The organism is Streptomyces sp. NPDC028910 (assembly GCF_055564955.1).
In genome coordinates, this window is the sequence record NZ_JBVHVF010000027.1 from 16,693 (window position 1) to 38,236 (window position 21,544).

Annotated in this window: 19 protein-coding genes; 10 read left to right on the forward strand and 9 right to left on the reverse strand. The window is 73.1% G+C overall.

What is annotated here, in order from left to right; translation table 11 throughout:
• Positions 1 to 45 precede the first annotated feature (45 nt).
• Positions 46 to 1,446, reverse strand: a complete 1,401-nt coding sequence (locus tag ACZ4TV_RS27060; RefSeq protein ID WP_468137582.1) for a hypothetical protein — start codon at positions 1,444 to 1,446, stop codon at positions 46 to 48.
• 297 nt (positions 1,447 to 1,743) lie between these two features.
• On the opposite strand from ACZ4TV_RS27060, the gene ACZ4TV_RS27065 reads away from it, so the two are divergent.
• Positions 1,744 to 2,916: a serine hydrolase domain-containing protein gene (locus tag ACZ4TV_RS27065; protein ID WP_468137583.1), complete on the forward strand. Its 1,173-nt coding sequence runs from the start codon at positions 1,744 to 1,746 to the stop codon at positions 2,914 to 2,916.
• 15 nt (positions 2,917 to 2,931) lie between these two features.
• Here ACZ4TV_RS27065 and ACZ4TV_RS27070 read toward each other — a convergent pair whose 3' ends face one another.
• The 4 genes from ACZ4TV_RS27070 to ACZ4TV_RS27085 all read right to left on the reverse strand — a co-directional run bounded on the left by ACZ4TV_RS27070 (position 2,932) and on the right by ACZ4TV_RS27085 (position 5,998).
• Positions 2,932 to 4,281, reverse strand: coding sequence for an MFS transporter (locus ACZ4TV_RS27070; protein WP_468137584.1), 1,350 nt, complete (start codon positions 4,279 to 4,281; stop codon positions 2,932 to 2,934).
• A 126-nt stretch (positions 4,282 to 4,407) separates the two neighbouring features.
• Positions 4,408 to 4,758 carry an ArsR/SmtB family transcription factor gene (locus ACZ4TV_RS27075; protein WP_468137585.1) on the reverse strand — a complete coding sequence of 117 codons (351 nt, stop codon included), beginning with the start codon at positions 4,756 to 4,758 and terminating at the stop codon, positions 4,408 to 4,410.
• A gap of 160 nt (positions 4,759 to 4,918) precedes the next feature.
• Complete coding sequence (locus ACZ4TV_RS27080) at positions 4,919 to 5,758, reverse strand: CbtA family protein (RefSeq protein WP_468137586.1); 840 nt, start codon at positions 5,756 to 5,758, stop codon at positions 4,919 to 4,921.
• Between the two features lie 12 nt (positions 5,759 to 5,770).
• Positions 5,771 to 5,998 (reverse strand): CbtB domain-containing protein, encoded by a 228-nt coding sequence (locus tag ACZ4TV_RS27085; RefSeq protein WP_468137588.1) that lies wholly within the window; start codon positions 5,996 to 5,998, stop codon positions 5,771 to 5,773.
• Positions 5,999 to 6,374: 376 nt separating this feature from the next.
• Here ACZ4TV_RS27085 and ACZ4TV_RS27090 point away from each other — a divergent pair, with 376 nt between their 5' ends.
• A complete protein-coding gene (locus ACZ4TV_RS27090) occupies positions 6,375 to 7,601 on the forward strand; it encodes an MFS transporter (protein WP_468137589.1) in 1,227 nt (408 codons plus the stop codon).
• A gap of 60 nt (positions 7,602 to 7,661) precedes the next feature.
• The gene (locus ACZ4TV_RS27095) at positions 7,662 to 8,297 is read left to right on the forward strand and encodes an alpha-ketoglutarate-dependent dioxygenase AlkB (RefSeq protein ID WP_468137590.1); all 636 of its coding nucleotides are present in this window, start codon (positions 7,662 to 7,664) and stop codon (positions 8,295 to 8,297) included.
• Positions 8,298 to 8,316: 19 nt separating this feature from the next.
• Here ACZ4TV_RS27095 and ACZ4TV_RS27100 read toward each other — a convergent pair whose 3' ends face one another.
• Together ACZ4TV_RS27100 and ACZ4TV_RS27105 are read right to left on the reverse strand one after the other, a co-directional pair.
• Positions 8,317 to 8,607 (reverse strand): YkvA family protein, encoded by a 291-nt coding sequence (locus ACZ4TV_RS27100; protein ID WP_468137591.1) that lies wholly within the window; start codon positions 8,605 to 8,607, stop codon positions 8,317 to 8,319.
• 55 nt (positions 8,608 to 8,662) lie between these two features.
• Complete coding sequence (locus tag ACZ4TV_RS27105; protein ID WP_468137593.1) at positions 8,663 to 9,127, reverse strand: MarR family winged helix-turn-helix transcriptional regulator; 465 nt, start codon at positions 9,125 to 9,127, stop codon at positions 8,663 to 8,665.
• A gap of 121 nt (positions 9,128 to 9,248) precedes the next feature.
• Between ACZ4TV_RS27105 and ACZ4TV_RS27110 the strand changes: the two genes are divergently transcribed.
• Together ACZ4TV_RS27110 and ACZ4TV_RS27115 are read left to right on the forward strand one after the other, a co-directional pair.
• The gene (locus tag ACZ4TV_RS27110; protein WP_468137594.1) at positions 9,249 to 9,812 is read left to right on the forward strand and encodes a DoxX family membrane protein; all 564 of its coding nucleotides are present in this window, start codon (positions 9,249 to 9,251) and stop codon (positions 9,810 to 9,812) included.
• 85 nt (positions 9,813 to 9,897) lie between these two features.
• Positions 9,898 to 11,703, forward strand: a complete 1,806-nt coding sequence (locus ACZ4TV_RS27115; RefSeq protein WP_468137596.1) for a glycoside hydrolase family 15 protein — start codon at positions 9,898 to 9,900, stop codon at positions 11,701 to 11,703.
• Between the two features lie 52 nt (positions 11,704 to 11,755).
• On the opposite strand, the gene ACZ4TV_RS27120 is transcribed toward ACZ4TV_RS27115, so the two are convergent.
• The gene (locus ACZ4TV_RS27120) at positions 11,756 to 13,858 is read right to left on the reverse strand and encodes a PP2C family protein-serine/threonine phosphatase (protein WP_468137666.1); all 2,103 of its coding nucleotides are present in this window, start codon (positions 13,856 to 13,858) and stop codon (positions 11,756 to 11,758) included.
• 304 nt (positions 13,859 to 14,162) lie between these two features.
• Between ACZ4TV_RS27120 and ACZ4TV_RS27125 the strand changes: the two genes are divergently transcribed.
• A complete protein-coding gene (locus ACZ4TV_RS27125) occupies positions 14,163 to 14,900 on the forward strand; it encodes a class I SAM-dependent methyltransferase (protein ID WP_468137597.1) in 738 nt (245 codons plus the stop codon).
• A 7-nt stretch (positions 14,901 to 14,907) separates the two neighbouring features.
• On the opposite strand, the gene ACZ4TV_RS27130 is transcribed toward ACZ4TV_RS27125, so the two are convergent.
• On the reverse strand, positions 14,908 to 15,828 hold the full coding sequence (locus ACZ4TV_RS27130; protein ID WP_468137598.1) for an alpha/beta hydrolase fold domain-containing protein: 921 nt from the start codon (positions 15,826 to 15,828) through the stop codon (positions 14,908 to 14,910).
• Positions 15,829 to 16,051: 223 nt separating this feature from the next.
• On the opposite strand from ACZ4TV_RS27130, the gene tdh reads away from it, so the two are divergent.
• The 4 genes from tdh to ACZ4TV_RS27150 all read left to right on the forward strand — a co-directional run bounded on the left by tdh (position 16,052) and on the right by ACZ4TV_RS27150 (position 21,492).
• Positions 16,052 to 17,080: an L-threonine 3-dehydrogenase gene (tdh, locus tag ACZ4TV_RS27135; protein ID WP_468137600.1), complete on the forward strand. Its 1,029-nt coding sequence runs from the start codon at positions 16,052 to 16,054 to the stop codon at positions 17,078 to 17,080.
• A 131-nt stretch (positions 17,081 to 17,211) separates the two neighbouring features.
• Complete coding sequence (locus ACZ4TV_RS27140) at positions 17,212 to 18,429, forward strand: glycine C-acetyltransferase (protein WP_468137601.1); 1,218 nt, start codon at positions 17,212 to 17,214, stop codon at positions 18,427 to 18,429.
• Positions 18,430 to 18,545: 116 nt separating this feature from the next.
• Entirely contained in the window at positions 18,546 to 19,460 is a 915-nt protein-coding gene (locus ACZ4TV_RS27145) for a LysR family transcriptional regulator (RefSeq protein ID WP_468137602.1), read from the forward strand.
• A gap of 118 nt (positions 19,461 to 19,578) precedes the next feature.
• Positions 19,579 to 21,492 (forward strand): S41 family peptidase, encoded by a 1,914-nt coding sequence (locus tag ACZ4TV_RS27150; protein WP_468137603.1) that lies wholly within the window; start codon positions 19,579 to 19,581, stop codon positions 21,490 to 21,492.
• Positions 21,493 to 21,544: the final 52 nt, after the last annotated feature.

The following is a 21,544-nucleotide window of genomic DNA, read 5'->3' on the forward strand; positions in this document are numbered from 1 at the left end:
GTGAAAAGGAACGTCGCGTGGGGCGCGGGGACGCAGTCCCCGGGGTCAGCGGGAGCTCGCCAGGCGCGGGCGGGGGCGGTGCTGCCGGGGGCGGACGGCTCCTGGGGCGATGCGGCCGGGTCCGGGTCCGGCGAGACCCGCCCGGAACAGCCCGTAGGTGATCCGCCGCAGCGCGGCCGCCTCCAGCTCGTCCCGCAGCGCGCCGGCGCGCAGAGTTGCGTCGGGGCCCAGCAGGCCCTCGACGACGGCCAGCGCACCTGTGGTGTCGCCGTGGTCCAGGCGTTCGCGGACGCCGGGGAGGCAGTCCGGGTGGCGGTGCGCCGCGTCGATGGCCTGCAGGCAGGGAAGCGGAGCACCGGTCAGCGCGACCAGCAGTTCCTCCCGGCGGATCTCGGCCGGGTCGTGATCCAGCGGCGCCAGAACGCCGTTGACCAGGCCGATCCGGTGCCGAGCCCCCCGGCACTCCACGAGGCGGGGTTCTCCCGCCCGGTCCGCGATCGTGGCCGGACCGGCCGGGGTACGCCCCGGCACCAGCGCGGAGGCGACCAGCGGGTGCAGCTGATCGACCTCGATCGAACCGGCGCGGAGCAGTTCCAGGTCGGGGAGCACCCGGGTCGCCGCGTCGGGCAGGACCGGCAGTGGGGAGGCGCCGGCGTCGGCCGGCGCCGCGACCCGCACGGCGGGACGCCCGAGGCCGGCCGGGTCCGCGAGCAGGTCCAGGACCAGCTGCCGCCGGGCCCCGAACCGCACGGTGAAGGTACCGGGGGGCCGTCCCTCGGCGTGGAACAGGATCTCCGCCTCAGCAGCCCACCGGTCCACGGCACAGCGGTGCCCTTGCGGAACCATCCCCCGTAGCTCCGGGTCCGGCGCGGGGAGGTCGTCGGCCGGCGGCCGATCGGCACCGGACCGGACCCGCAGTTCGCCGGTCCTGCGGGCGTCCCACAGGTGGCGGTGCAGGTCCAGGCGGAACCGCCGGTCGGGACGGGGACGCGGATGACGGCAGGCGCCGGTCTCGGGGCGGGATCCGTCCCACAGCGCGAGGCTCATCCGCTGACCGGCATCCGCCCAAGCGGGCGCGGTCCGGACCACGAGGTACACCGGGGCCACGTCGTCACGGACCGCGGCGTCGTAGCGGGCCAGAGCGATGGTCAGCCCCGGGCGCAACAGCCCGTCGGGAGCGATGCGTGGCATGTGCCAGCGCAGCAGGTCAGGAGCGAGATGGCGAAGGTCGGCTCGGATCCGGGCCGCGAGGTCGTGGCCGTGCGAACGCGCCACGGAACGCAGATCGAGATCGAGGTCGATGCCTGCGGCGGCGCACGCCCCCGCCCAATCGCCGACAGAACGGCGGGCGGTCGCAGTCTCGATCATGGACGGTGGCACGGCGTACTGACGTACGCGCAGCCAGAAGGAAAGGCGGGAATCCCCGTGCACGGTCTCGGTGAGCATCAGCACTCACCTTGCGTGGACGGGACCCCCAATCTGTGAACAGAACGAGTGGTCATCGCGGTGATCGTATCGTTCCCGCCCGCGATCTGCCAGGGAGTTCGGGACCGGAGCCCGGTCACCCCTGAGGCGGAGCTCGGCCTGGGACGTGGGTACCGGTGGCGGGCGTGGGGCGGGATCCGGGCCCTCGTGCCTGCGAGCGATGTGCCGGACCAGGGCCGATTCCTAGGGTCGGGGCATGCGTTCAGAAGAACGTCAACCGCCCGATGCACCCGGCAGGGTGCACATGGAGGGATACCCATGACCGTTCGTTCTCGTATCACGATGGTGGCCGTGCTGGCCGCCGCCCTGGCCGTGGGCAGCACGCTCCCCGCATCCGCATCCGCATCCGCGTCCGCTGCGCAGGCCGGCGGTTCCGCTGACGTCGTGCGGCAGGGCGTGGAGCGGCTGGTGCGCGAGGGCCGGTATCCCGCCGCCCTGGCCGCCACCGTCGGCCGTGACGGGCGGACCCGCAACTACACCGCCGGCGTGGGGGACTTGCGGACCGGGGCCAAGGTGCCGGTCGACGGCCAGGTGCGGGCGGGCAGCAACACCAAGACGTTCACCGCCACGGTCGTCCTCCAGCTGGTCGGCGAGGGCACGGTCGAACTCGACGCCCCCATCGGGCGGTACCTGCCCCACCTGGTGCGCGGCGAGGGCATCGACGGGCGCGAGATCACCGTCCGCCAACTGCTCCAGCACACCAGCGGACTGCCCAACTACACCGAATTCATGGTCGACGCCGTCTTCGGCACCGCAGCCGGGCGCCACACCTACTACCAGCCCCGCGAGCTGCTCGACACGGCACTGGCCCACAAGGCGCTCTTCGCTCCCGGGACCAGCTGGTCGTACAGCAATACCAACTACGTCGTCGCCGGGCTGCTCATCGAGAAGGTCACGGGCCGTCCGCTGGCCGAGCAGATCACGCAGCGGGTCATCGACCGCGCCGGACTGCGCCACACCTACTTCCCGGACGTGGGCGACGAGCGCATCCGGGAAGCCCACCCCAGGGGATACCACGCGGCGGAGCCCGGGGGGCCGCTGGAGGACATCACGCGGATGGACCCCTCCTGGGGATGGGCCGCCGGGCAGCTGATCTCCACCCCCGGTGACCTGAACCGCTTCTTCTCCGCCCTGATCGGCGGCAAGCTCCTGCGGCCCGCCGAGCTCGCCCAGATGCGCACCACCGTCGCGGTCCCCGCCCAGGCCGGGATGGAGGACGGCATCCGCTTCGGGCTGGGGGTGACCAGCACGCCGCTGAGCTGCGGCGGCCTGATGTGGGGTCACGGGGGCAACATCCCCGGCTACACCACGCGCAACGGCGTCACCGATGACGGCCGCGCCGCCGCGATCGCCGTCACCGCCGCCCAGGCGCTCGTGCCGCAGAGCCGCGACCACGTGCAGGCCCTCGTCGACACGGCCCTGTGCAAGTGACGCGCCGGACAGGGTCTAAGGGGTCCTCTCCGGCCAGCGGTGGTGGTGCTGGTCGATGACGTAGTGGTGGCCGTGCCGCCAACCGCCCGTGTCCGGGCGGGCGTCGGCGAGGTGCGGGTGACCGGGTGGCAGGTCCGGGTGCAGGTGTTCCAGCCGGTACGGGTCACGGGCGGGCCAGATCGCGGCCGCGGCCGCGGTGGCGCTCAGAGCGACGGCCCCCAGGGCCACCGCGGTCACCGGCATGCCCGCCCCGGCGGCCAGCCACCCGGCCAGCGGGTAGGTGAGCAGCCAGCAGCTGTGGGAGAGGGAGAACTGGGCGGCGAAGGCGGCGGGCAGGTCCGCGTCGCCGGTGGAGCGGCGGATCACGCGGCCCCCGGGAGTCAGGACGGCGGAGCAGGCGGCGCCGATCGCGGCCCAGAGCGCCAGGAGCGCGGGCCACGACCAGGCGCCCGGGGTGGTCGCGGTGAGCGCCGCCACGGCGGTCAGGATCGGCGGGAGGGCGAAGGCGGCGGTAAGCATCACCGCACGGTCGGTGGAGCGCCGCAGGAGGCGGGGCAGGACGAGCGCGCTCAGCATGGAGCCGGCGCCGTACGCGCCGAGGGCGAGCGAGACGGCGCCGGCCGGGCGGTCGAAGTGGCCGCGGACCAGGGAGACGGTGTTGACGAAGACGATGGCCCCGGCGGCCGCGACGGCGAGGTCGAGTGCGAGCAGGGCCCGAAGTCGTGGAGTGGCCCGGAAGAGGCGGGCGCCGAAAGCGGCCTTGGCGTAGACGCCACCGGTCCGCTCGACGGGGGCCGGCTTGGGCAGCGCCGTGGCGACGACGAGCGCGGCGGAGGCGAGGAAGCCGACGGTCGTGCCGGCGAACAGCCAGTCGTAGGAGACCAGGGTCAGCAGCGCCGCGGCCAGCGCCGGACTGAACAGGCTCTCCAGGTCGTAGGCGAGCCGGGTCATCGACAGGGCCCGGGTGTAGTCGCGTTCGGCGGGCAGGATGTCGGGGACGGTGGCCTGGAAGGTCGGTGTGAAGACCGCCGACGCCGCCTGGAGCAGGAAGACCAGGACGTGGATCTGCCAGACCTCGGTGACGAACGGCAGGGCCAGCGCCACGCCGGCGCGGGTGAGGTCCATCGCCGCCATGAGCGTGCGGCGGGGAATCCGGTCGGCGGTCGCTCCGATCAGCGGGGCGATGGCGACGTAGGCGATCATCTTGATCGCCAGCGCGGTGCCGAGGACCGCCGAGGCGTCCTCGCCCGCGAGGTCGTAGGCGAGCAGGCTCAGCGCGACGGTGGCCAGACCAGTTCCCACCAGGGCGATGACCTGGGCGGTGAACAGGCGGCGGTAGGTGCCGTTGCGCAGTACGGACAGCACGGTCCCCGTCCCGGTCGGCGGATCGATGACACCACGTCATCGTAGCCATCAGGTGCGTACCTGTGCACGTATCGAGGCCGGGTCGGCCCCCACCGGCCCGGCCCGACCGGAGCCGAGCGGGAACGGTCAGTCGTGCGGCGGGAGGGAGCCGAGCTGGTGGTCGGCGACGTTCAGGGCCTCGTCCACCAGCCGCCGCAGATGCCCGTGGCGCAGGGCGTAGACGACCCGGCGCCCGTCCTTGCGGGTGGTGACCAGTCCGGCGAGGCGGAGTTTGGCGAGGTGCTGGCTGACGGAAGGACGGGCCGCCCCGCACGCCTCGGTGAGGGTGGTGACATCCGCTTCGCCCTGTCCGAGCCGCTCCATCAACGCCAGTCGGGTGCGGTCCGCGAGCAGGGCCAGGACGGACGCGGCGGCTTCCAGCCGGTCACCCCGCTCCTGCGAAACCTGTGCACCTGCCGGATGCGCGCCTGGGGTCATGCGCACATCGTAGGGCGGCCCGAGTCCGACGCGTGCACCAGTGCGCGCCCGTGCACGGGCCCCGCCACCCCGTGAGGGGATTGGCGGGGCCCGTACCCAGACGTGGCGCGTGCGATCAGCCCATCAGCCGAGCCCATCAGCGCATCAGCCCATCAGCCCATCAGCCGAGCGCGGGCGCCTTCTGCTGGGCCGTCGCTTCCACGCCGTCGGCGCGCACGGCCAGGAGCCGCTGCGCCAGGACGCCGAAGACGACGGCGAACACCGCCCACAGCACGAACTGGACCGCCAGCGAGGCGATCCGGAACTCCCACAGCAGAGCGGCGGGGAAGCCGGGCTTGACCGCGTCGTCGTTCGCCGGAAGGAACACGAACGCGAGGGCGACGGCGACGACGAAGCCGGCGCTCGCCGTCAGCGTCGCGTTCCAGTTGCCCAGGCGCGGTGCCAGCCGTCGCCCGAGGATGATCGCGCCGACCCCGAGCAGCACGCTGAGCAGGATCATCAGGAAGAACAGCGTGGTGCGCTGACCGATCGTGTCCGGGTTGCCGACCGCCGGCGGGGTGGCCGGGTACTTCAGGAACGGCACCAGGTAGACGGTGGCGAAGGCGCCCGCCGCGGTGAGTGCCGCGGTCGCCCGCGGGCTGAACCCGCCCACGCGGCCCAGGGCGAACGAGAACGCGAGCGAGGCGATGCCGCCCAGCGCGACCCCGTAGACCAGGACGCCGGTGGCCAGTCCGACGGTCGACTGCACCGGTCGGCTGACCAGCTCTTCCTCCTCCTCGGCGGCCGCGCCCGACGCGGCGTCACCGCCGTGTCCGGAGTGACCGGCGTGACCGCTCGGGGCGTTGGCGGCGTCCTGCGCGGCCTGGGCCTCCTCCACGGCGATGGAGCCCCGCACCGGGGGCTCACCCACCGCGTAGGCGACGGCGAAGGCGAACAGCCCCGCGATCAGGCCCGCGAGCATGCCGCGGACCAGCAGACCTCTGACAGTGGAGGCGTACATGTGCGTGGCCTCTCAGTGGCAGGGGAAGCCGAGCAGATGACGACCGTCGTGGACCCACTCGTGCACTCCCTCGCCGGCGAACACGGCCGTGGCGCCCTGTTCGGCACCGACGAAGTAGAGGGCGACGAGCATCAGGAGACCGACGAAGAGCGCCCAGGGCAGGACCGCGCGCACGGGCAGCGGAGCCGGCAGGGAGCCGGCGGGGGTGGAAACGGCAGCGGAAGCGACAGCCTCGGCCATGATGGAACCTCCTCGGGGAACACGCGTCCCATACGGTGGTGCAGGACGACGGTCCTCGGGTCTGACTCGCCGCAGTGCCACCCCTGGGGATGTCACCGCAGCACACAGTGGCGCGACCATGCCGGATTCACACCGGACTTCCGTCTCGCCGTCGTCGCTATATGGAAATGTCGCCGTGACGCTACCGTGCGCCGGGCCTGCGGCCAAGAGCCTGAGTCGCTGATCACATACGGACGCTGTGGTGCTGCCGTCGCGGCCCGCGTCGGGGTGGGCGAACGGCCGATGACCGGCCGGGAAGACTGCTAGAATCACCGCGTTGGCCTTCGGCGTGCGTGCCCCGTGCATGCGTCCGGAGGCTTTTTTCATGCCGCTTTTCATGCCTCCTCACCACACCGTCCACTCCACCGGCTACCGAGACCTGCTCCGGAACAGGGAGTTCACCGGCCTGTACGCCGGCTTCACCGTGACCGTCGCCGCGAGCACCCTGTCGGGCTTCGCACTCGGCACACTGGTCAACCACCAGACGCGTTCCCCGTTCCTGACGGCCGTGAGCATGTACGGCGCCACGTTCGCGACGGTGCTCGGCGCGCTGACACTGATGTCGGTGGCGGACGGGAAACGCCCCCGCCGGACCATCGTGCTGCTCCAGTCCGCCTCGCTGGTGGGTGTCGCCGCCCAGGCGATCCCCGGACTGCCGCTCGCAGCCCGGTTCGGCCTGCTGCTGATGCTGGGCTTCTTCCAGTCCCTCGGGACCGGCACCCGGCTGGGGCTCCTCGCCGAGGTCGTGCCGAACACCGCTTACGCGCAAGCCCGTTCGCTCATGAACATCACCTCGGGCGGCACGGCGATCCTCGGCTACGCCCTCGGCGCCGTACTGCTCGGGTACCTGAGCCCGCCCGGGGTCTTCCTCGTCGCCGCGGCCCTGACCGCCCTCGGGCTGGCCGTGGTGGCGACCACCGTCCGGGAACGCTCGATCCGGCTCACGCGTCGCCCGGGACTGCGTCAGACCTGGACGACGAACGCCGAGTTGTTCTCCGACCCCGGCCGCCGGTTGATCCTGCTCGGCCTGTGGGTCCCGAACGGTCTGATCGTCGGCTGCGAGGCCCTGTTCATCTCCTACGACCCCGCCCATGCCGGGACCTTCCTGGCCGCCGGATCGGCGGGCATGCTCCTGGGGGACCTGGCCGTCGGCCGGCTGCTCACCGCCGACCAACGACGCCGTCAGGCGTTCGCCCTGCGGCTGCTCCTCGCCGCCCCCTTCCTGCTGTTCGCCTTCCACCCGCCCGTCCTGGTCGTGACAGCCGCCGTCTTCCTCGCCAGTGCCGGTTTCGCCGCCACCCTGCCCCTGCAGGAGCAGCTCCTCGCGCTGACCCCCGGCCCGGTACGCGGCCAGGTCCAGGGAGTCGAGTCGGCCGGCCGGCTGACCTGGCAGGGCCTCGGCGCCGCGATGGCCGGCGGCCTGGCCCAGTACCTGGCCCCCGGCGCCGCGATCGCCCTCGTCGCCGCCGTTTCCGTCGCCGTCACGGTAGCGGCGCAGGTTCTCGGCGCTCACCTCGCGGAGCCCGAGCCCGAGCCCGAGCCCGAGTGCGAGGCGGGCGGATGACCGTAGCGACCGGACGACATATTCGTGCATGTGTTCGGTTACTGGGGCTAGTCTGGAGGCATGCACTCAGTCCAAGGCCTTCAGGGTTCCCTCTTCGATCAGGGTGACGAGATCCGGCTCGGTCCGCTGGCGGCCCTGCGGCGGACCGAGCTCGGCGCCGGGGCCTGGGTCGACCACCTGCCCGGCTGGCTGAGCGGCGCCGACGCGCTCTTCGAGCGGCTGGCGGCCGACGTGCCCTGGCGGGCCGAGCGGCGGCAGATGTACGAGCGCGAGGTGGAGGTGCCCCGGCTGCTCGCCTTCTACGGAGCGGGCGAGACCCTGCCGCACCCCGTGCTCACCGAGGCCCGCGAGACGCTGACCCGGCACTACGCCGCCGAGCTCGGCGAGCCCTTCACCACCGCGGGTCTGTGCCTGTACCGCGACGGCCGTGACAGCGTGGCCTGGCACGGAGACCGGACCGGTCGTTCCTCGACCGAGGACACCATGGTCGCCATCCTCTCCGTCGGCGACCCGCGCGATCTCGCCCTGCGCCCCCGCGCCGGCGGTGCCACCCTGCTGCGGCTGCCCCTGGGCCACGGCGACCTCCTCGTCATGGGAGGGTCCTGCCAGCGGACCATGGAGCACGCCGTCCCCAAGTCGGCGCGGGCCGTGGGACCCCGCATCAGCGTCCAGTTCCGGCCCCGGGACGTCGGCTGACCGCCGGTCCCGCCTGCTGTCAGGGGGTGCCCGGCCGCTTCACGGGCCGGGCCGCCGCCGCGGCGTGCAGAGAGCGCAGCGTCAGCATCAGAACGCCGATGTCGTCCAGGTACACCGGATCCGGAATCAGATCCACCGGCGAGACGGTGTAGACCACGGCGACCCAGAACAGTGCCTTGTCGCGCAGCGGGATCCCGGCGTCGAGCAGCAGCCGCCGCGCCGTGAAGACCCGTACGAGCAGCACGGCCGCGGCGATCGCGAGCCCCACCGCGACGACCGCGGCCAGGGCGAGCCAGACCTTTCCGTCCATGGCCCCCCTATACCCCGGTGCGGGGCCGCGATCCCCGCTCGGCCGCCGGATCCACTCAGGTGCCCTGCCGGCGCAGCCGGCGGCCGACCTCGCCCAGCCCGTCGGCGAGGGCGTCGAGCTGTCCGGGGGTCAGGACGTCGACGAGGATCTCCCGGACCGTCGCCACGTGCCCGGGAGCGGCCTCCTCCAGCTTGGCGATGCCGGCGTCGGTGAGGACGGCGAAGACGCCGCGCACGTCGGAAGGGCAGCTGCGCCGGCGGACCAGTCCGGCCTTCTCCATTTGCGTGACCTGATAGGTCAGCCCACTCTTGGAGTTGATCAGGCCGTTGGCGAGTTCGGTCATCCGCAGCTCGCGCCCGGGCGCCGCCGCGAGCCGCACGAGGATCTCGTACTGGGGATGCGAGAGCCCGGAGTCGTCCTTGAGCTGCTGGTCGAGACGGCGGTTCACCAGGGCCGACGCGGCGAGGAAGCCGCTCCAGGCCCGCATCTCGCGGTCGTCCAGCCATCTCGGTTCAGCCATGGCTCCCAGACTACACAGGTTGTTCCAATTTGAATCAATGGTTAGGGTCAACGGCTAGCAGTTCGAATTTGAACAATCCTGCCCGCCTCCCCGGGCCACCCCGACCGGAAGGACCCCTCTTATGACCAGCCCCTCCGTCAGCACGACGAAGTCGCAGGCCGCCGCACCGGCCGCCTTGCTCCAGCCCTCCGCGCTCTCCACCCCCGGCCACGACACCGGCCTGCTGCTCCTGCGCCTCGTCCTCGGCCTGACCATGGCCGCGCACGGCACGCAGAAGCTCTTCGGCTGGTTCGGGGGCGGCGGCGTCAGCGGCACCGGCCGGTTCTTCACCGCCAGCGGCTACCCCGCCGGTGACGCCATGGCCGTCCTCGCAGGCCTCACCGAGACCCTGGGCGGCCTGGGCCTCGCCCTCGGGCTGCTCACCCCGCTCGCCGGGGCCGCCATCGTCGGCACCCTCATCAACGCCATCGCCGTCCACGGCCTCGGCACCTTCTTCTCCCCGAAGGGCATCGAGTACGAACTGCTGCTGACGGCCGGCGCCGCGGCCCTCGCCCTCACCGGCCCCGGACGGTACGCCGTCGACCGCTTCCTGCCCGTCCTGCGGAGCCACCGCCTGGCGCACGGCGCCCTCGCCGTCGCCCTCGGCGTCGTCCTCGCCGCCGTGCTGCTCCTCGTACGCGGCTAAACCCGTCCGGGAGTGTCCGGGGGCACGCGAGGGTGCCCGGGGCCTGCGCTGATTGGCCCCGGGCATTCGGGGGAAGAGCGCACAAATGACACAACCCATCGAAGACTACGCACTCATCGGCGACCTGATGACCAGCGGACTGGTCGGCCGGGACGGGTCCATCGACTGGCTGTGCCTGCCGCGCTTCGACTCGGCGGCCTGCTTCGCCAAGCTCCTCGGCGACGAGGAGAACGGCCACTGGCGCATCGCACCCGTCGACGCCGCCGCCGGCCAGCCGTGCACGCGCCGCGCCTACGTCGACGGCACGCTGATCCTGGAGTCGTACTGGGAGACGGACACCGGCACCGTCAAGGTCATCGACTTCATGCCGCAGCGCGACATCGCCCCCGACGTCGTCCGCATCGTGGAAGGCGTCACCGGCGCGGTCCGGATGCACAGCATCCTGCGCCTGCGCTTCGACTACGGCCACGTCGTCCCCTGGGTGCGCCGCAGCGACGGCGAGCGGGTCGCCGTCGCCGGGCCCGACTCCGCCTGGTTCCGCAGCGAACCCATGGTCCGCACCTGGGGCGAGGCCAACAGCACCCGCTCCCAGTTCCCGGTCACCGCCGGCCGGCGCGTCGCCTTCGTACTCACCTGGCACCCCTCGCACGAGCCGCGCCCCACCCCCACCGATCCCTTCGAAGCCCTGGAGCAGAGCCTCGCCGACTGGCGGGCATGGAGCTCGCAGTGCCGCTACGGGGGCCCCTTCCGGGAGGCGGTGACCCGCTCCCTGATCACCCTCAAGGCCCTCACCTACGCCCCGACCGGCGGCATCGCCGCCGCGGCCACCACCTCCCTCCCCGAGGAGATCGGTGGCGTCCGCAACTGGGACTACCGCTTCTGCTGGCTGCGCGACTCCACCCTCACCCTCGGCTCGCTCCTCGCCACCGGCTACCTCGACGAAGCCCGGGCCTGGCGCGAGTGGCTGCTGCGCGCGGTCGCCGGCGATCCCGCCGACCTCCAGATCATGTACGGGATCGCCGGCGAGCGGCGGATCCCCGAGATCGAGCTGCCGTGGCTGCGCGGCTACGCCTCCTCCGCCCCCGTCCGGGTCGGCAACGCGGCCGTCGACCAGCTCCAACTGGACGTGTACGGGGAGGTCATGGACTCCCTCCACCTGGCGAGGTCCTCCGGGCTGCCCGCCGAGCGCCACGCCTGGCGGATCCAGCTCGCCCTCCTCGACTTCCTGGCACGCAACTGGCAGCGGCCGGACGAAGGACTCTGGGAAGTCCGCGGCCCGCGCCGCCACTTCGTGCACTCCAAGGTGATGGCGTGGGTCGCCGCCGACCGGGCCGTGCGGACCCTGGAGCGCGATCCCTCGATGCCAGGTGACGTGGAGCGCTGGCGCGCCATGCGGGACGAGGTGCACCGCGACGTGTGCACCAACGGCTACGACCCCGAACGCGGCACCTTCACCCAGTACTACGGCTCCCGCGAGCTCGACGCGGCGACCCTGCTCATCCCCCGGGTCGGCTTCCTGCCGCCCGAAGACCCGCGGGTCATCGGCACCGTCGACGCCGTGCGCGCGGAACTCGGCAGCGGCGGACTCGTCCGCCGCTACAGCACCGAGAGCTCCGCCGTCGACGGACTGCCCGGCGACGAAGGAGCCTTCCTGGCCTGCTCGTTCTGGCTGGCCGACGCCCTGTACCTGACGGGGCGGGAGAAGGAGGCCCGCGCCCTCTTCGAGCGGCTGCTGGCGGTACGCAACGACGTGGGACTGCTCGCCGAGGAGTACGACCCCGTCGCCGGACGCCAACTCGGCAACTTCCCACAGGCGTTCAGTCACGTGGCCCTGGTGAACACGGCGCTCACCCTGGCGCGCGGCGAGGAGCCGACCACCAGCGCCGTGTGAACGGCAGCGTGCCCGGGCACCACCGGCTGAGCGGCAAGACACCGCCTACGGGCTACGCGTCACCGCCCGTGCGGGACGCCAGCAGCAGGGCGATGTCGTCCGGCCGGTCGGCGCTGCTGCCCGCCTCGCCGATCAGCCGGTCTGCGGTCTCGGTCAGCGGGGCCGGCCGTGCCGCGGCCAGGGCAGCCCGCAGCCGCTCCACACCGGCGTCGATGTCGACGCCCGGCTTCTCCACCAGCCCGTCCGTGTAGAGGGCGAGCACCGAGCCCGTCGCCATCCGCAGTTCGGTGACCGGGTACGAGGCCTCCGGGTCGATGCCGAGCACCACCCCGCCCGCCAGGTCCAGCACCTCGGTCCGGCCGTCGGGGTGCCGCAGCAGCGGTTGGGGGTGCCCGGCCCGGACGGCCAGCACGGAGCCCGACGCCGGGTCGAGCGACACGTAGCAGCAGCTGGCGAACTGGCCCGGATCCAGGTCGATGAGCAGCTGGTTCGTGCCGCTCACCACCTGCTGCGGGGTGCTGCCGCTGAGCGCGAAGGCACGTACCGCGCTGCGCAGTTGGCCCATGGTCGCCGCGGCCGCCACGCCGTGGCCCTGGACGTCCCCGATGATCAGGGCGAGCAGGCCGGCGCCGGTCTCGATGACGTCGTACCAGTCGCCTCCGACGTCCATGCCGACGGAGCCGGGGAGATAGCGGCCGACCGTGGTCACGTGCTCGCGCACCGGCAGCCGGTGCGGCAGCAGCGCCGACTGCAACCCTCGGGCGAGCGTCGCCTCGCTGTCGTAGCGCCGCGCCCGCGCGAGGGCCTGCGCGATCAGACCGGCCAGCGCGGTCAGCACCGTACGCTCCTCCGGGCTGAAGCCGCGGGGCGCGTCGAAGCCGAGGATGCACGAGCCGACCGGCCGGCCGGAGGCGATCAGCGGCAGGAACGCGCGAGCGCCGACATCGGCGTCCAGGGGAATGCCCGGGTAGGCGGCGGCCAGGTGTTGCATCGACTCGAAGAACAGCGGGCGGCCGGTGGTCAGCGTCTCGACTCCGGGCAGCCGCGCATCGAGCCCGACCCCGTCGAACGGCTTGAGGAATCCCTTCGGGAAACCGGTCTCCCAGGCCAGGTACAGATGCCGTTCGTCGAGCAGGTAGATCGCCAGCTGGCGGCCCCCGAAGGCCGGCAGCAGTTCCTCGGTGACCACCGCCGACACCTGCCGGGCGGTCACAGCCTCCGTCAGCGCGATCGCGAGGGCCACCGGCCGGTACAGCGCGGAGGCCCGGTCGGCCGCCGAACCGAGGCCCGCACCCGGCTGGACCACCGACGCGGGCGCGTAGGAAGGCTTCTCGGTGGCTCCGATCGTCAGGGTCACGCCGTCGGGGCCGGGGTACAGGTTCACCGACAGCCAGTCCCCGGGCGGGTGCCGGCCGCGCCGGGCCAGGAAGTGCACCGGATCGCCGGACAGGAAGACGGCCCGGAAGTGGTCCTCGTAGGCTGGGTGCCCGAGCCAGGGCAGCGCCTCCCACAGCACCTTCCCGTGCAGCTGCGGCCCGCCTGCCCCGAGGAGGTCCTCGGCCGCGGCGTTGGCGAAGCCGATCCTGCCCTGCCGGTCCAGGGAGAGCACCGCCTGCGCGAGCCGGTCCACGGCCACGCGGGCACCCTCCGCCCCGGCCGCCGCCCGTGGCCCGGGCACACACACCGGGTCGCCCTCCCACACAACCGGCGCCCCGGCCGCCGTCAGCGCGGAGAGGTCCTGGGCCAGCCGGTCCGCGGCCTCCCGCAGCCGTTCCCGGTCGACGGCCCCCACCGGGATGCCGGGGGTCGCCGGGCGCAGCACCAGCAGCACGCCGAACCGCTCCTTGGCGGCGGTCACCGGCTCGTACAGCGACGCGAAGGGGAACGGCAGCCCCGCCATCAGCTGCGGGAAGCGGCTCATGGCCGCCTCCGCGTCGGGCAGGTGCACGGACTGCCCGGAGCGGTAGGCCTCGGCGACCGGGAAGGGGCGGTTCACCTGCATCCGCCACCACGGCCGGAACAGCGGACCCGGCAGTCCCGTCAGCACGGCCATCAGCAGCAGCCCGGCGGTGCGCGAGCGCAGGTAGACCCCGCCCGCGTACCCGCCGACGGCCTCCACGGCACCCACGGTGGCCCGCGCGAGCGCCTGGGCCATGGCGTCAGGGGCGAGCCCGCCGCTGTCCGCTCTCGCCGTCACACCGTCAGCATGCGCCTTCGGCGGCGGCCCCTGCATCCCGGCCGCACGCCCGGCCCGTGCGCGCCCGCGCTCCCGGCCCGCCCCGGCCGCACGCCCGGCCCGTGCGCGCCCGCCGACACGCCGACGGTGGACCGCGGCGGCCGCGATAGGCCGACCGCTTCCCTCGTCCGGGGGACGTAGGAGTGCGCGGCCCGCCCCCGGGCGCGCCGCGGGGCACGATACGCACGCGTCCCACCCCCCGGCGGCCCCCGGAAGGCAGAGCATGCGGTTCCAGTACGACACCATCGGCGAGCGTTACGCGGAGTCCACGACCACGGCGGCCTTCTCGGCGGCCGACACCTACACCCTGCACGGCGCCCTCGACGCGCTCGGCGGGGTGCGCGGGCTCGACGCCCTCGACCTGGCCTGCGGATACGGCTACAACACCCGGCTGCTGGCCCGCGGCGGGGCCCGGCGGACCGTCGGGGTGGACGTCTCGGAGGAGATGATCAAGCAGGCCCGCGAGCACGAGGCGACGAAGGACCGGCCGGACGTCGAATACCTCGTCGCCGACGCCGCCGGCCTTCCCCGGCTCGGCCCCTTCGACCTCGCCACCGCCGCGTACGTCTTCAGCTACGCACCCGACCGCCGGTCCCTGCACGCGATGTTCCGGTCGGTGCGGGCGAACCTGCGGGCCGGCGGGAAACTGCTCGCCATCGTGCCCAACGCGGGGGCCTTCCCGCACGTGGACTGGTCGCCGTACGGGGTCCGCATCCTCGACCGGATCCCGGACGGTGACGCGCCGCTGCTCAAGGCGCATTTCCTGACCGAGCCGCCGGTGCCCTTCGAGATCCGCGAGTGGGCCCACGCCGACCTCGCCGAAGCGGCCGTCGAGGCGGGCTTCGTCACGGTCGGCTGGCAACCGAACCGGACCCCGCCGGCCGACCCCGTACGCGACGAGGCGTACTGGACGGCGTACCGCGCCTGGCCGATCAGCTCACTGATGACCTGTACGGCGTAGCGGACCGTCACAGATCCTCCGTCGGCTCCTCCGTCGACCTGATCAGCTCGACGATCCGGTCGCGCGCCGCCCGCCCCTCCGGCACCGGCAGCAGCGGGTACGCGTGCGGCAGCCCCGCCTCCTCGTGGAACTCCACCTCGGCCCCGTCCGCGCGGGCCCGGCGCAGCAGCTCCCTGCTGTCCGTGGTCAGCACGTCCCGGGTCCCGGTGAACACCGTCAGCGGCGCCAGCCCCGAGAAGCCCCCGTGCAGCGGACTCACCCGGGGATCGTCCGCTGCCAGGGTCCCGGCGTACAGCCGGCCGGCCTCGCGCAGCCCCGGGCGGGCCAGCAGCGGATCGTCCGCCTCGATGGCCGCCTGGTCCGGATGGCTCACGGTCACGTCCAGCCAGGGCGAGATCAGCACGATCCGGGAGGGCTGCACCCCGGCGCGGTCGCGCAGCCGCTGCGCGGCCGCCAGCGCCAGGCCGGCTCCGGCCGAGTCCCCGATGAGCACCGTCCCGCCGCCACCGCCGCTCGCGATCAGGCCGCTCAGCAGGTCGGTGGCGACCGGGACGGTCCGGTCGGCCGTACCGCGCGGAGCGAGGATGTACGCCGGTACGACGACCCGCGCCCGCGCCTGCGTGACGAGGGTCCGGATCAGCGCCCAGTGCGGGCGGACCAGTTCGTTGACGTAGCCGCCTCCGTGCACGTACAGCACCTGGGCGGCGGGTTCCGCACCGAGCGGCGACACGTCGTACACCGGCCAGGCTCCGACGAAGGTCCGCGAGATGTCCGCGACCCGGCCCAGCCAGCGCGGCGGCAGATGGGACGCGGGCCGGCGGGCGGACCGGGCCACCCGGGTCCGTACCGCCTCGGCGCTCGCGAACCGTCTTCGCCGTCCCGCCGCGATCAGCGCCACCGACAGCGCCCTGCTGCGCAGACTCGGCACGCCCCTCACCTCCCCTTTTCCCCGCGCCGTCGCCGGCCCGGCCGGCACGACACCCCCTGCCGCGTCACGGGAGGAGCATAGGCGTGAAGCTGCGCTGTCGACCCGCTTAAGAAAGTCTCGATGGACCGATCACCCCGTAGATCGGCAGATTGGTGCCCGTCACCGACGCCGTCCGGGCCCGCACGCTCGCGGCGCCCCCTTCCGCATGCCTGGAGCCACCCCCATGAAGGCACTCGTCAAGCACAAGGCCGAGCCCGGGCTGTGGCTCATGGACGTCCCCGAGCCCGCGTACGGTCCCGGCGACGTACTGATCAAGGTGCTGCGCACCGGTATCTGCGGAACCGACCTGCACATCCGCGCCTGGGACGGCTGGGCGCAGGGCGCGGTCACGACCCCGCTCGTCCTCGGCCACGAGTTCGTCGGCGAGGTCGCGGCGCTCGGCGCGGACGTCCGCGACATCGAGATCGGCGCGCTGGTCAGCGGCGAGGGCCACCTGGTGTGCGGCAAGTGCCGCAACTGCCTGGCCGGGCGCCGCCACCTGTGCCGCAGCACGATCGGGCTCGGCGTGGGCCGGGACGGCGCCTTCGCCGAGTACGTGGTCCTGCCCGCGCAGAACGTGTGGGTGCACCGGACCACGGTGGACCTGGACGTCGCGGCGATCTTCGACCCGTTCGGCAACGCCGTGCACACCGCGCTGTCCTTCCCGCTGGTCGGCGAGGACGTACTGATCACCGGCGCCGGCCCGATCGGGATCATGGCGGCCGCCGTGGCCAAGCACGCCGGCGCGCGCAACGTGGTCATCACCGACGTCAGCCCCGAGCGGCTGGAGATCGCCCGCAAGGCGGGCGCCACCCTCGCGGTGAACGTCGCCGAGTCCTCGATCGCCGAGGCGCAGGCGCGGCTCGGCCTGCGCGAGGGCTTCGACATCGGCCTGGAGATGTCCGGCCGCGCCGAGGCGATGCGCGACATGATCGACAACATGACGCACGGCGGCCGGATCGCCATGCTGGGCCTGCCCGCGCAGGAGTTCCCGGTGGACTGGGCGAAGGTCGTCACCTCGATGATCACGATCAAGGGCATCTACGGCCGTGAGATGTTCGAGACCTGGTACGCGATGACGGTGCTGCTCGAGGGCGGGCTCGACCTCAGCCCGGTGATCACCGGCCGCTACTCGCACCGCGACTTCGAGGCCGCCTTCGACGAGGCGTCGACCGCCCGCAGCGGCAAGATCATCCTGGACTGGACGGCGTAGCGATGTCCGGCGTTCCGTAGACCATCTCCCTCCGGCCGGGCCCCGCTCACCCTCCCCCCTTCGCGGGGCCCGGCCCCATCCCGTCCGCCCTCACCTCCGCCGGACGGCACACCGCACAAGGAGAACCGCACATGTTCGAGACCGTCCGCGAGGACCTGCGCACCACCCTCGACGAGATCCGCGCCGCCGGCCTGCACAAGCCCGAGCGCGTCATCGGCACCCCGCAGAACGCGGCCGTCGCCGTCACCTCGGGCGGCGCCGGCAGCGCTGTCGGCGAGGTGCTCAACTTCTGCGCCAACAACTACCTCGGCCTGGCCGACCACCCCGAGGTCGTCGCCGCCGCGAAGGACGCGCTGGACCGCTGGGGCTACGGAATGGCCTCGGTCCGCTTCATCTGCGGCACCCAGGAGGTGCACAAGGAACTGGAGGCGCGGCTCTCGGCCTTCCTCGGCCAGGAGGACACGATCCTCTACTCCTCCTGCTTCGACGCCAACGGCGGTGTCTTCGAGACCCTGCTCGGCGCCGAGGACGCGGTCATCTCGGACGCCCTCAACCACGCCTCGATCATCGACGGCATCCGGCTGTCCAAGGCCCGCCGCTTCCGCTACGCCAACCGCGACCTGGCCGAGCTCGAAGCCCGGCTGAAGGAAGCCACCGAGGGCGGCGCCCGCCGCAAGCTGATCGTCACCGACGGCGTCTTCTCCATGGACGGCTACGTCGCCCCGCTCGCGGAGATCTGCGACCTGGCGGAGCGCTACGACGCCATGGTCATGGTCGACGACTCCCACGCCGTCGGCTTCGTCGGCCCCGGCGGCCGCGGCACCCCTGAACTCCACGGGGTCATGGACCGCGTCGACATCATCACCGGCACCCTCGGCAAGGCGCTCGGCGGCGCCTCGGGCGGCTACGTCGCGGCGCGCGCCGAGATCGTGGAACTGCTGCGCCAGCGCTCGCGCCCGTACCTCTTCTCCAACTCCCTCGCCCCGGTCATCGCGGCGGCCTCCCTCAAGGTCCTCGACCTGCTGGAGTCCGCCGGCGACCTGCGCGAACACCTCGCCGCCAACACCGCGCTCTTCCGCACGAAGATGACCGAGGCCGGCTTCGAGGTCCTGCCCGGCGACCACGCCATCGCCCCCGTGATGATCGGCGACGCCGCCGAGGCGGCCAGGATGGCGGAGCTGCTCCTGGAGCGCGGGGTGTACGTGATCGGCTTCTCCTACCCGGTGGTGCCGATGGGCGCGGCGCGCATCCGCGTCCAGCTCTCGGCGGCCCACTCGACGGCCGACGTGGAGCGCGCGGTGGCCGCCTTCATCGACGCCCGTGCGGCGCTCAAGGCCACGGAGGCCTGAGGCCGGCGCCCGGGGCGATGCCTGAGGCCGACGCCTGGCTGGCCGATGCCTGGGGCCGACGCCGGAGGCCGATGCCTGGGGCCTGAGGGGCCTCCGCACCCTGAGACAATGGTGGGGTGATCGACCCCCGCCGGCTGCGCATCCTGCGGGCCGTGGCGGACCACCGTACGGTGACCGCCGCGGCCGCAGCCCTCTACCTCACCCCCTCGGCCGTCTCCCAGCAGCTCGCGGCGCTGGAACAGGAGACGGGCCACGTGCTGCTCACCCGCAGCGGCCGCGGCGTACGGCTCACCGCGGCCGGCGAGATCCTGCTCGGGCACGCCCACGAGGTGCTGGCGCAGCTGGAGCGGGCGGAGGCCGAACTCGCGGCCTATGCGGGCGGCTCGGCGGGCGAGGTCACCGTGGCCGCCTTCGCGACGGGGATCGCGGAGGTCCTGGCTCCGGCGATCGCCCGGCTCGCGCTGGAGCACCCGGGGATCCGGCTGCGGGTGCGGGACGCGGAGGGCGACCAGAGCCTGCCGCTGCTGCTCGACGGCGCGGCGGATCTCGCGCTGGCGGTCGAGTACCGCGGCGGGCCGGGAGCGGACGACGCCCGGCTGTCGGTCCTGCCGCTGTACGCGGAGCCCTTCGACGCGGTGCTGCCCGCCGGGCATCCGCTGGCGGATCTGCCTTCGGTGTCGCTCGCGGACCTGTCCGACTCGGACTGGGTGGGCCAGTACCCCGGCAACCCGTGCCACGACGTGACGGAGCTCGCGTGCGAACTGGCCGGCTTCCAGCCCCGGTTCGTCCACTCCTCCGACGACTTCCGCGCCGTGACGGCGCTGGTGGGCGCGGGGGCCGGCGTGGCCCTCGTACCGCGCTCCGCGCTGCGGGGCATGGACCTCAAGGAGGTCCAGGTCCGCCCGGTCGCCGGCCCGGCCGCCACCCGCCGGGTCTTCGCCGCCACCCGCCGGGGCGGCGAGACCCACCCGCTGATCGCGCCCGTACTGGCCGCCCTGGTCCGGGAGTCGGAGCGGCTCCCGGCGCACTGAGGGCACGGGCGCACGCGGGCCGTACGGGTGAAGTGACGGGCGCGCCCTGCGGAGGGGAGGCCGACCGGCCGATGACTGGGGTGAGCCGCAGCAGCCGTACCCCGACCACGGAGGCACCATGGGCCGCGTCACTGCCGAAACCGCTCCGGAGTACCTCAGTCGAACGGCCGAACCGGTGCGTGAGCACCTGGCCGCCGCCACACAACTCAGAACCTTCCTGGAGGGTGCGGGCACCCTCACCCTGGAACAGCGGATGCTCCTCGTCGACCAGGCGCTCGTGCTGCTGGAGCAGAACTACGTACACCTGCCCCTGAAGATCGCGATGCACGCGGTCAACCCCGTACAGCGGCTGCGTCTCATCCGCCGGCGACTGGAGCAGCAGACGGCGGCCACCATGCCGCCGGAGTGGATCTTCCACTCGGAGCTGTCCAAGGTGTTCCACTCCGTCCGGGACCTGCACACCAACTACGTGCTGCCCGCGCCGTTCCGCCACAAGATCGCCTTCCTTCCCTTCCTGGTCGAGGAGACCACCGACGGACCCGCGCCCCGCTTCCTGGTCACGCGCCTCATCCAGGGCTTCTCCGCGCCGGGCTTCGCGCCGGGCGTCGAGATCACCCACTGGAGCGGCGTCCCCATCGAGCAGGCCGTCGAGCTCAACGCCGCCCGGTTCGCCGGGGGCAACGCGGCGGCGCGCCGCAGCCGGGGCATCGAGTCGCTGACGGTGCGCTCGCTCTCCGCCCACCTGCCGCCGTTCGAGGAATGGGTGACCGTCAGCTACACCGGTAGCGACGGCACCGCCCGCGAACTGCGTGAGAACTGGCAGATCGTGGACAACCGCCCGTCACCGGCCGGCCCCGAGGGCGAGGCGTCGCTCGTCCTGGGCATGGACTACGAGTCCGACGAGATCGGCCGCGCCAAGGTCATGCTCTTCGTCCCCCACGTCATCGAGCAGCAGCTGGCCGTGAATGCGGGACGGTCCCCCGACTCCGCGGCGGGCGAGATCGCGAGCACGATGCCGGAGGTCTTCACGGCCCGTACCGTCCAGACCCCCTCGGGCACCTTCGGTCACATCCGCATCCACACGTTCTACGTCGACGACGCCGGCGCCTTCGTCGAGGAGTTCGTCCGGCTCATCGGCGAGCTGCCCCAGAACGGTCTGATCGTCGACGTGCGCGACAACGGCGGCGGCTCGGTCTGGGCATCGGAGCTCACCCTCCAGACCCTGACGCCCCGCCGGATCGCGCCGGAACCGTTCCAGTTCATCAACACCCCCCTCAACCTGCGCATCTGCCGCAGCAGCCGGAGCCTGCGCCCCTGGGTGAACTCCATGGAACAGGCGGTCGAGACCGGAGCCACCTTCTCCGCCGCCCTGCCCCTCACCCCCGAGGACCTCGCGAACCAGATCGGTCAGCAGTACTTCGGCCCCGTCGTGCTCATCACCGACGCCCGCTGCTACTCCGCCACCGACATGTTCGCCGCCGGCTTCCAGGACCACCGGATCGGCCCCGTGCTCGGCACCGACGACAACACCGGGGCCGGTGGCGCCAACGTGTGGGAGCAGGGCGACTTCCTCACGGACTTCCCGGACGCCGCCTCGCCGTACCGCCCCCTGCCGAACGGAGCGGGTATGCGCGTGTCGATCCGCAGGTCCCTGCGGGTCGGCGACCGGTCGGGCACGCCCCTGGAGGACCTCGGCGTCGTACCGGACGAACGCCACCGGATGACCCGCCGGGACCTGCTGGAGGGCAACGCCGATCTCATGGCACGCGCCGGTGAACTTCTCAAGGCCCAGCCCGTAAGGGAGTTGACCATCGACGGCATCACGCGCGCCGACGGCTCGCTCCGTCTCCAGCTGAGGACCGCCAACGTCGACCGCGTGGACGTGTACCTCGACCGGCGTCCCCGGACCTCGGTGGACATCCCCGACGGCCAGGCCGACGTCACGGTACCGGGCGCCACCGCGGCCCAGTCGGTGCGGGTGGACGGCTTCGCCGGGGGTGAGCTCGTCGCCAGCCGCACCAGGCAGCTGTAGGCGGGGGACAGGGGGCAGGGGACGACGGCCCGGAGCAGGGGCCGGCTACCGG

Excerpts from the sequence above, each read along its gene's own strand:
- ACZ4TV_RS27100 (WP_468137591.1), bottom strand. The coding sequence starts at position 8,607 with ATGGACGGAAAGGTCTGGCTCGCCCTGGCCGCGGTCGTCGCGGTGGGG.
- ACZ4TV_RS27125 (WP_468137597.1), top strand. The coding sequence starts at position 14,163 with ATGCGGTTCCAGTACGACACCATCGGCGAGCGTTACGCGGAGTCCACG.
- ACZ4TV_RS27140 (WP_468137601.1), top strand. The coding sequence starts at position 17,212 with ATGTTCGAGACCGTCCGCGAGGACCTGCGCACCACCCTCGACGAGATC.
- ACZ4TV_RS27085 (WP_468137588.1), bottom strand. The coding sequence starts at position 5,998 with ATGGCCGAGGCTGTCGCTTCCGCTGCCGTTTCCACCCCCGCCGGCTCC.
- ACZ4TV_RS27060 (WP_468137582.1), bottom strand. The coding sequence starts at position 1,446 with ATGCTCACCGAGACCGTGCACGGGGATTCCCGCCTTTCCTTCTGGCTG.
- ACZ4TV_RS27150 (WP_468137603.1), top strand. The coding sequence starts at position 19,579 with ATGGGCCGCGTCACTGCCGAAACCGCTCCGGAGTACCTCAGTCGAACG.
- ACZ4TV_RS27090 (WP_468137589.1), top strand. The coding sequence starts at position 6,375 with ATGCCTCCTCACCACACCGTCCACTCCACCGGCTACCGAGACCTGCTC.
- ACZ4TV_RS27075 (WP_468137585.1), bottom strand. The coding sequence starts at position 4,758 with ATGACCCCAGGCGCGCATCCGGCAGGTGCACAGGTTTCGCAGGAGCGG.
- ACZ4TV_RS27065 (WP_468137583.1), top strand. The coding sequence starts at position 1,744 with ATGACCGTTCGTTCTCGTATCACGATGGTGGCCGTGCTGGCCGCCGCC.
- ACZ4TV_RS27115 (WP_468137596.1), top strand. The coding sequence starts at position 9,898 with ATGACACAACCCATCGAAGACTACGCACTCATCGGCGACCTGATGACC.
- ACZ4TV_RS27120 (WP_468137666.1), bottom strand. The coding sequence starts at position 13,858 with ATGGCCCAGGCGCTCGCGCGGGCCACCGTGGGTGCCGTGGAGGCCGTC.
- ACZ4TV_RS27105 (WP_468137593.1), bottom strand. The coding sequence starts at position 9,127 with ATGGCTGAACCGAGATGGCTGGACGACCGCGAGATGCGGGCCTGGAGC.
- tdh (WP_468137600.1), top strand. The coding sequence starts at position 16,052 with ATGAAGGCACTCGTCAAGCACAAGGCCGAGCCCGGGCTGTGGCTCATG.
- ACZ4TV_RS27110 (WP_468137594.1), top strand. The coding sequence starts at position 9,249 with ATGACCAGCCCCTCCGTCAGCACGACGAAGTCGCAGGCCGCCGCACCG.
- ACZ4TV_RS27095 (WP_468137590.1), top strand. The coding sequence starts at position 7,662 with ATGCACTCAGTCCAAGGCCTTCAGGGTTCCCTCTTCGATCAGGGTGAC.
- ACZ4TV_RS27080 (WP_468137586.1), bottom strand. The coding sequence starts at position 5,758 with ATGTACGCCTCCACTGTCAGAGGTCTGCTGGTCCGCGGCATGCTCGCG.